The 7,187-nt window shown below is 43.5% G+C and carries 8 protein-coding genes; 7 read left to right on the top strand and 1 reads right to left on the bottom strand.

Going from position 1 to position 7,187, the window contains the following annotated elements; all coding sequences use genetic code 11:
* From NWP22_RS17655 to NWP22_RS17645, 3 genes are all read left to right on the top strand, one after another.
* Window positions 1-737 (top strand): zinc ribbon domain-containing protein (locus NWP22_RS17655; RefSeq protein ID WP_280802176.1); only part of this gene is annotated, 737 nt, incomplete at its 5' end.
* A 63-nt stretch (window positions 738-800) separates the two neighbouring features.
* Window positions 801-1,226 carry an NUDIX hydrolase gene (locus tag NWP22_RS17650; RefSeq protein ID WP_271732848.1) on the top strand — a complete coding sequence of 142 codons (426 nt, stop codon included), beginning with the start codon at window positions 801-803 and terminating at the stop codon, window positions 1,224-1,226.
* Window positions 1,227-1,409: 183 nt separating this feature from the next.
* Window positions 1,410-1,733 (top strand): DUF1825 family protein, encoded by a 324-nt coding sequence (locus NWP22_RS17645; RefSeq protein WP_271732847.1) that lies wholly within the window; start codon window positions 1,410-1,412, stop codon window positions 1,731-1,733.
* Between the two features lie 62 nt (window positions 1,734-1,795).
* Here the strand turns inward: NWP22_RS17645 and NWP22_RS17640 are convergent, their stop codons facing one another.
* Window positions 1,796-3,718 carry a transglycosylase domain-containing protein gene (locus NWP22_RS17640; RefSeq protein ID WP_483413509.1) on the bottom strand — a complete coding sequence of 641 codons (1,923 nt, stop codon included), beginning with the start codon at window positions 3,716-3,718 and terminating at the stop codon, window positions 1,796-1,798.
* 113 nt (window positions 3,719-3,831) lie between these two features.
* On the opposite strand from NWP22_RS17640, the gene tyrS reads away from it, so the two are divergent.
* From tyrS to NWP22_RS17620, 4 genes are read left to right on the top strand one after another with little or no spacing between them, the layout of a single operon-like run.
* On the top strand, window positions 3,832-5,091 hold the full coding sequence (tyrS, locus tag NWP22_RS17635; protein WP_425332624.1) for a tyrosine--tRNA ligase: 1,260 nt from the start codon (window positions 3,832-3,834) through the stop codon (window positions 5,089-5,091).
* A gap of 53 nt (window positions 5,092-5,144) precedes the next feature.
* On the top strand, window positions 5,145-5,864 hold the full coding sequence (gene pyrF, locus NWP22_RS17630; protein ID WP_271732845.1) for an orotidine-5'-phosphate decarboxylase: 720 nt from the start codon (window positions 5,145-5,147) through the stop codon (window positions 5,862-5,864).
* On the top strand, window positions 5,861-6,424 hold the full coding sequence (locus NWP22_RS17625; RefSeq protein ID WP_271732844.1) for a hypothetical protein: 564 nt from the start codon (window positions 5,861-5,863) through the stop codon (window positions 6,422-6,424). The genes pyrF and NWP22_RS17625 overlap by 4 nt, the downstream gene beginning before the upstream one ends.
* A gap of 24 nt (window positions 6,425-6,448) precedes the next feature.
* Window positions 6,449-7,027: a Uma2 family endonuclease gene (locus NWP22_RS17620; protein WP_271732843.1), complete on the top strand. Its 579-nt coding sequence runs from the start codon at window positions 6,449-6,451 to the stop codon at window positions 7,025-7,027.
* Window positions 7,028-7,187: the final 160 nt, after the last annotated feature.

The raw sequence follows: 7,187 nt of genomic DNA, 5'->3' as shown, positions 1-7,187 counted from the left end.
TATTAGGTAAGGTAACCTTCAAAGAAGCCTTACCACAAAGCTTTGGCGACTGTCGTTTAGTATTTGCCTACCGTGATTACTATTTGACAGTTCCAGAGGATGTGCTGCAACAGAAGTCTGATAACCAAGGACGTGTTGTAGCACTTGACCCCGGTATCAGAACATTTATCACCTTCTTTTCTGAATGTAGTTTTGGTGAAATTGGCACATCTGCTAATTTACTTCAGAAGCTGTGTTTTCGTTTAGATAAGTTAATTTCTAAATTCACTCAAGCCAAGTGCAAACAAAGAAGAAGGATGAAACTTGCTGCTAGTAGACTGCGAGGTAAAATCAAAAACCTTGTAGACGAATTGCACAAGAAAACTGCTCGATTTTTGGTTGATAACTTTGACATGATTTTACTGCCCACCTTTGAAACATCCCAAATGTCTCAGAAGGCAAAGCGACGAATTAGGTCAAAGTCAGTGCGCCAAATGTTAACACTCTCTCACTACCGATTTAAGCAGTTCCTTAAGCACAAAGCTTTTGAGACTAATAAAGTAGTGATGGATGTCAACGAAGCGTACACATCAAAAACAGTCAGCTGGACTGGTGAAATCATCCCCAACCTTGGTGGTGCTAAATTCGTTAAGTCTCCATCTGACGGGCGGGTAATGAGCCGGGACATAAATGGTGCGCGGGGGATTTTCCTACGTGCATTGGTTGATACGCCCTCTCTTAAAGAGTGTATTTGTTAGTGAAATGTAGCAAAAAAGTATCGGAAAGTTAAGATAATTCCGAGGAATTACCCAGAAAAATCCATGATTAAGCAACCAGTTCATGTAGCGATCGCAATTCTTTATCAACAAGATAAATTCCTCATGCAACTGCGAGATAATATCCCTGGTATTCTCTACCCTGGTTACTGGGGGCTATTCGGTGGTCATCTGGAAGATGGCGAAACGCCAGATGCAGCACTCCAGCGAGAAGTAATGGAAGAAATCGGCTACAGTCTGCCAAAATTTTTTGCATTCCGCTGTTATGTAGATGATACTGTGGTTCGTCATGTGTTTCATGCACCACTCTTAGTCGAATTGAATCAACTAGTTTTAAACGAAGGCTGGGACATGAGATTATTAACACCTGAAGATATTCGCCAAGGTCAGTGTTATTCGCCAATAGCCGATGAAGTAAGAGTTTTAGGGGGTATACATCAGCGCATCATGTTAGATTTTATCGGTGATTAAGAAATGCCCATCTTGCCCCATAAGTCCCAGTCCCCTGGTACCACATAGTCAAGTGTTGAAATTCCGGTAAAAAACCGTACTTAAGCCGAAACTACTTTTCTATCTGAATTCCCTAGACTAAGATAATGATAGAGGCAAAAATATAAGCTACTGAGTCTCAACACTCAGTTTAATACAAGCAAAATGGGATTCTTTGACTCTGATATAGTTCAGCAGGAAGCAAAACAGCTGTTTGAGGATTATCAAGCACTAATCAAACTTGGCAGCAACTACGGCAAGTTTGATCGTGAGGGCAAAAAGCTATTCATCGAGCAAATGGAAGCTATGATGGATCGCTATCGCGTCTTTATGAAGCGATTCGAGCTGTCAGAGGATTTTATGGCGCAGATGACTGTGCAGCAACTCAAAACTCAGCTAGGTCAATTTGGCGTAACTCCCCAGCAGATGTTTGAGCAAATGCATCTGACCCTAGAGCGTATGAAAACCGAACTAGAAAAACAGCAGTAGTGAATTTAAATTTCTTGGTGCAATTTTAGTTTTTTTCAAAAAACTAAAATTGCACTAATTATTTATGGTTTAGGTTGCTCAAACTGGGAAGGTGGCTTAAAGTTCTGTGAAGGTACACCTTTGAGGGCTTGTTCCATAAAATCTTTCCAGATAGGAGCCACCATACCGCCACCGGTTGCACCTCTAGATAATGGTCTGTTATCGTCTCTACCCACCCAGACAGCAGTTGTTAACTGTGGTACAGTCCCGACATACCAAATATCCCTTTCAGATGAAGTTGTTCCTGTCTTACCAGCACTAGGACGACCTATATCCGCAGCTCTACCAGTGCCGTTAGTTACTACTGAACGCATAACATCAATGGTGGCTGCTGATGCCCATGGGTCGAGAACTAACCGTGGTTTGGGTGTATTATCTAACAAGATATTGCCACTACTATCGGTGACACGGGCCATAATCGTCGGTGGCGACTTCCAGCCATAATTGGCAAAGGTAGCGTAAGCACTCGCTAGTTCCAGAGGTGTTATGCCTATAGCTCCTAGGGGTAAAGAAGTCACAGGTTTCATGGGACTATTGATGCCCAAGGTACGGGAGACTTCTACAACTTTATTCATGCCTATAGACATACCCACCCTGATCACGGGAATATTACGAGACTGGGCTAGGGCGGAACGTATTGTCATTCCACCTTGAAAGCCACCATCATAGTTTCTGGGACTGTACCAACCGCTACCATCTCGATAACTAACTGGTGTATCTTGCACTATGGTATCTGGTGTATACTTACCAGTGGCAAAAGCGGCATAGAATACTAGTGGTTTAAAAGCAGAACCTGGTTGACGCTGGGCTTGGGTTGCACGGTTAAATTCACTAGTTCGGGAATTTACACCCCCTACTAGAGCCTTAACAAACTGCGTCCGGGGGTCAATAGCTACCAGAGCAATTTGATTACCCCTTAACCCCTGACTGTTCAATTTTTGATGCCAGTTGCTGACAGTTTGTTCTGCCATAATTTGGAAATCAGCATCAACAGTGGTTTGCACACGCATTCCACCTTTTATCAGTGCGTCACGCCCAAATTTTTGAACTAACTCCCGAGACACAGTATTAGTAATATAAGGTAAAGCGCTACCTTGGAAAGAGCGAATTCTGCCAAACTTAAGTTCTTGGTTGAGAGCCTGATCATATTCATCCTGGCTAATCCAGTTCAAATCGAGCATCCGCCCCAAAACTTCTCTTTGTTTGCGTTTTGCCAGTTCCATATTCGCAAAGGGGCTAAATTCTTCTGGTGCTTGAATTAATCCCGCCATCATGGCTGACTCAGCCAAGTTTAAAATTTCTGCTGACTTGTTAAAGTAACTGCGTGCTGCTGTTTGTACACCATAGTTATTATGACCCCAATAAACCTGATTGAGGTACATTTCTAGAATTTCTTCTTTCTTGAGGATTTGCTCTAACCTAATTGCTAGTACTGCTTCAGCTAACTTCCGGGTAAAAGCACGCCTGTGAGATAAAAACAAATTTTTTACCAGCTGCATGGTGATAGTAGAGCCTCCTTCGCGCACACCACCTGCTAGCAAGTTCGTTACCAAAGCACGTCCCACACCACTGGGATTGATACCGTGGTGATCGTAAAAATGACTATCTTCACTGGCTAGCACTGCCCGTTTAAGGTGCGGGGAAATTCTATTTAGGGGAATCACCTCCCGGTTAGCTTCTCCGTGAAGACTAGCTAGTAGTTTACCATTAATGTCATAGATATAACTTGTTTCCGAGGGAAAAAAGTTACGCATCTGTCTGACATCTGGTAAGTTACGGAAACTAACAGCCAGACCAACTAGCCCCCCGGCTACAATGGAGCTGGCGAGCATGGTGATTGACAGTAGAGTACCGCCAGTTATTTGGCCTACTCCTTTGAAAAACTCAAAACCTGATGAAGCGTGACCTTGCGGTTGCTTATTTGTCAAAGTCCTAGAAGACGACACGGCTTTCTTACTTCCTCACTTGTAAATATAACTGTAATTTATTCAATGAAGCTAGGCGGTTAATTTTTTGCCATTATATTAATTCGGTAGATTAAACTGCGGACATATTGCCTATGAGTATCACCAACCAGCCTTCCTATAGAGTACAAAACATAGTTAATGGTGAATCTGTGAGTATGAAAGAAAATTTTTTTTGGCTGCATCGTGGCGTGGTGGAAGTTTTCCCCCAACCAACTGATGCTGATAGTGAAACTGAAAGTTTAGAGAAACGCCTGTTAACTACGAACCGACCTTTAAGGATCAAACTGGGAATTGACCCCACAGGATCTGATATTCATCTTGGTCATAGCATACCAGTACGGAAACTGCGATCGTTTCAAGATGCTGGTCATACTGCTGTTTTGATTATTGGTGATTTTACCGCTCGTATTGGCGATCCTACAGGTAAGTCTGAGGTGCGCCGTCAGCTTACAGAAGCAGATGTGGCACGCAATGCTCAAACTTATCTTGACCAGGTGCGTCCTATCTTAGATTTTGACACCCCTGGTAGATTGGAGGTGCGTTATAACTCGGAATGGCTATCCCGGCTTAATTTAGGGGAGATTCTCGAGTTACTCTCTACTATGACTGTGGGACAGATGTTAGCCAAAGAGGGATTCGCGGAACGCTATAAAAAAGAGAATCCAATTTTCCTTCATGAGTTCCTCTATCCATTGATGCAAGGCTATGATTCAGTGGCTGTGGAAGCAGATGTAGAGTTAGGGGGAACTGACCAAAAGTTTAATATCGCTGTGGGGCGAGACTTGCAACGGCATTTTGGACAAAAGCCACAGTTTGGGTTACTGCTGCCGATTTTAATCGGTACGGATGGGGTGCAAAAAATGTCTAAGTCTCTCGGTAATTATGTCGGGTTATCAGAACACCCAGCCCAAAAATATCAGAAGTTACAAGGTGTTCCTGATAATTTACTATCTCAGTATTTTGAACTGTTGACTGATTTACCTTTGGATCAACTGCCAGAAAATCCCCGCGATCGCCAAATGCTTTTAGCATGGGAAGTTGTGCGACAATACAACGGTGAAGCTGCTGCTATTCAGGCTAAGGATGCGGCCAAAACCGGCGGTAAGGAAGGTGCAGTTCCAGAGTTCTCCCTGGCGGGAGTCTCGGAGTTTCCTGTGAAGTTGGCTTACCTTCTGAATGTGACGGGTTTATGTAAAAGTACTGGGGAAGGTAAACGCAAAATTCAGGAGGGTGGTGTACGTCTAGATGGCGATCGCATTACTGATGTTGATACCATTTTTCAGGGGGAGAGTGAATTAGAGGGGCGGGTTCTACAAGTTGGCAAAAATAAGTTTGTCCGTTTAGTGCTTTAATGGCAGTTGGGAACAGATGTAGAGGCCTGAGCGGCTTCCCCTAGGGTACACAGATGAACACACATAAAAAGATTATTGTGCCTTTGGATGTGCCGGATTTACAAAGTGCGATCGCTCTTGTAGACCGGTTACCCCTGGTAGATTTCTGGAAGGTGGGTTTAGAATTATTTACTAGTTCTGGGCCAGCAATTCTGGAAGTTTTAAAGTCTCGCCAAAAGCGGATTTTTTTAGATTTGAAGTTTCACGACATCCCCAATACTGTGGCGGGGGCTTGTTGTGCTGCTGCTGGTTATGGGGTTGATTTACTCACAATTCACGCTACTGCTGGTCAAGATGCTTTAAAAGCTGCTTGGTCAGCTGTACAGGAGGGGGCGTTACAGGCGGGTGTGAAACCACCTCAGTTAATTGCTATCACCCTACTTACAAGTATTTCTTCTCGGCAGCTGGCAATTGATTTGAAGGTTCCCCTAGAATTACCAGAGTATGCTTTAGCAATGGCACTCATGGCTCAGGAGTGTGGGTTAAGTGGTGCTGTTTGTTCACCCCAAGAGGTAGCACAGTTAAGGCAAATTTGTGGCGATGACTTTTTGCTGGTTTGTCCAGGTATCCGCCCCAGTTGGGCACGAAAGGCAGATCAAAAGCGATCGCTGACCCCCGCCGAAGCTATACTCGCTGGCGCAGACTACCTAGTAATTGGCCGTCCTATTACTGGGTCTGATGATCCTCAGTTAGCCTGGAATCAGATCGTTGAGGAATTAACCACGTTGGCATGAAGGCAAAAGTCAGGAGAAGCAATTATCGCTGGTGGTTTATAGTTGTCTGGGGAGTCTTGACAGCAAATACTATGAATAATCCCGTATTTGCCCATATACCTATGTCACTAAACCAGAAAGAAACTCTTTGTTCTCAGACAAGTTTAGAAAAATTAACTACTCAGCTATTGCGTGATTTACCTGGCTATGCTAACCGTGCATCTCAGCGCGCCCGTCGTCGTAGTAGAAGCAGTGACATTTATAGCTATATGCTGGTGGCGGGAAAACCTGAATTTGCACCTCTACCCCTCAACATAGATGAGCGGCAAAATACAACGGTGGTTGAACAGGTTTTTTTTACTACTTTAGAAAGGCAGTATATCAGCGGCAAGGCTGTAGAATCGCAGCAATTTCACCGGCTGTTATTGACAAAATCTCTCACTGGTTGGCGTTTGGTAATGATGTTTACCCAAGAAGGTAATTATCCCCAACAGCAGGTAGTATCTCCCCCCAGGGATAGTAGTAATGGTGTGGTTGCACAAGCTGTAAAAACTTGGTTGCGAGACTGTCGGGCCCAGTAGTCAAAATTTTTCAGGTAAACAGTCATGATAGCTATTCCTCAACCCAGCGGAAAAATGTCAGTTCAAGAATATCTGGAATGGGAACCCCAGCAAGATATTCGTTATGAATATGTCAAAGGCGAAATTTTCGCCATGACGGGGGGAACAATTCCCCACAATGATATTACCCTCAACCTTTATAGTGCCTTACGTCCTCATCTGGGTGCTAAAGGTTGTCGAATCAATGTCTCAGATGTCAAAGTCCAAGTTTCTCCAGAAAGTCCTTATTATTATCCCGATCTGATTGTCAGCTGTCATCCTCAAGACATTAAAGCCCAGAAATTTATTCAACATCCTAGGATAATTGTGGAAGTTCTTTCCCCAGGAACTAGCGCCAGAGATAGAGGTGAAAAATTATCAAATTATCTGCAAATGCCGAGTTTACAAGAGTATCTTTTAATTGACTCAGAAAAAATTGCCGTTGAGCGTTACTCAAGGGGGGAAGGTAGAATGTGGCTTTATTATCCCTATATCCCAGGAGACATGATTACTCTAGCAAGTATTGATTTTGAGTTTCCTATTGAGCTCCTCTATGAAAATCTAGTATTTGGGAGTCAGGAATAAAATAACTGTAGTCAGAATCCTGGCTCTACCGTACTTGTTATGCTAATTTAACAACTGGTTCGAGGGAACAGGGAACAGGGAACAGGGAACAGAGATTAAGAAGGAATATTCAGGCATTTTCTTCAATAACCAACATTATTTCCCTTATACGGTAAGCTTT

The sequence above is a fragment of the Anabaenopsis tanganyikae CS-531 genome (assembly GCF_029891675.1).
Taxonomy (GTDB): Bacteria; Cyanobacteriota; Cyanobacteriia; order Cyanobacteriales; family Nostocaceae; genus Anabaenopsis; species Anabaenopsis arnoldii.
The sequence above is the reverse complement of the archived record's forward strand: the minus strand, read 5'-3'. Positions and strand labels throughout refer to the sequence as shown.

Bases quoted from the DNA above. Each gene is read 5' to 3' on its own strand.
- NWP22_RS17650 (WP_271732848.1), top strand. From the start codon at position 801: ATGATTAAGCAACCAGTTCATGTAGCGATCGCAATTCTTTATCAACAA.
- NWP22_RS17645 (WP_271732847.1), top strand. From the start codon at position 1,410: ATGGGATTCTTTGACTCTGATATAGTTCAGCAGGAAGCAAAACAGCTG.
- tyrS (WP_425332624.1), top strand. From the start codon at position 3,832: ATGAGTATCACCAACCAGCCTTCCTATAGAGTACAAAACATAGTTAAT.
- pyrF (WP_271732845.1), top strand. From the start codon at position 5,145: ATGAACACACATAAAAAGATTATTGTGCCTTTGGATGTGCCGGATTTA.
- NWP22_RS17625 (WP_271732844.1), top strand. From the start codon at position 5,861: ATGAAGGCAAAAGTCAGGAGAAGCAATTATCGCTGGTGGTTTATAGTT.
- NWP22_RS17620 (WP_271732843.1), top strand. From the start codon at position 6,449: ATGATAGCTATTCCTCAACCCAGCGGAAAAATGTCAGTTCAAGAATAT.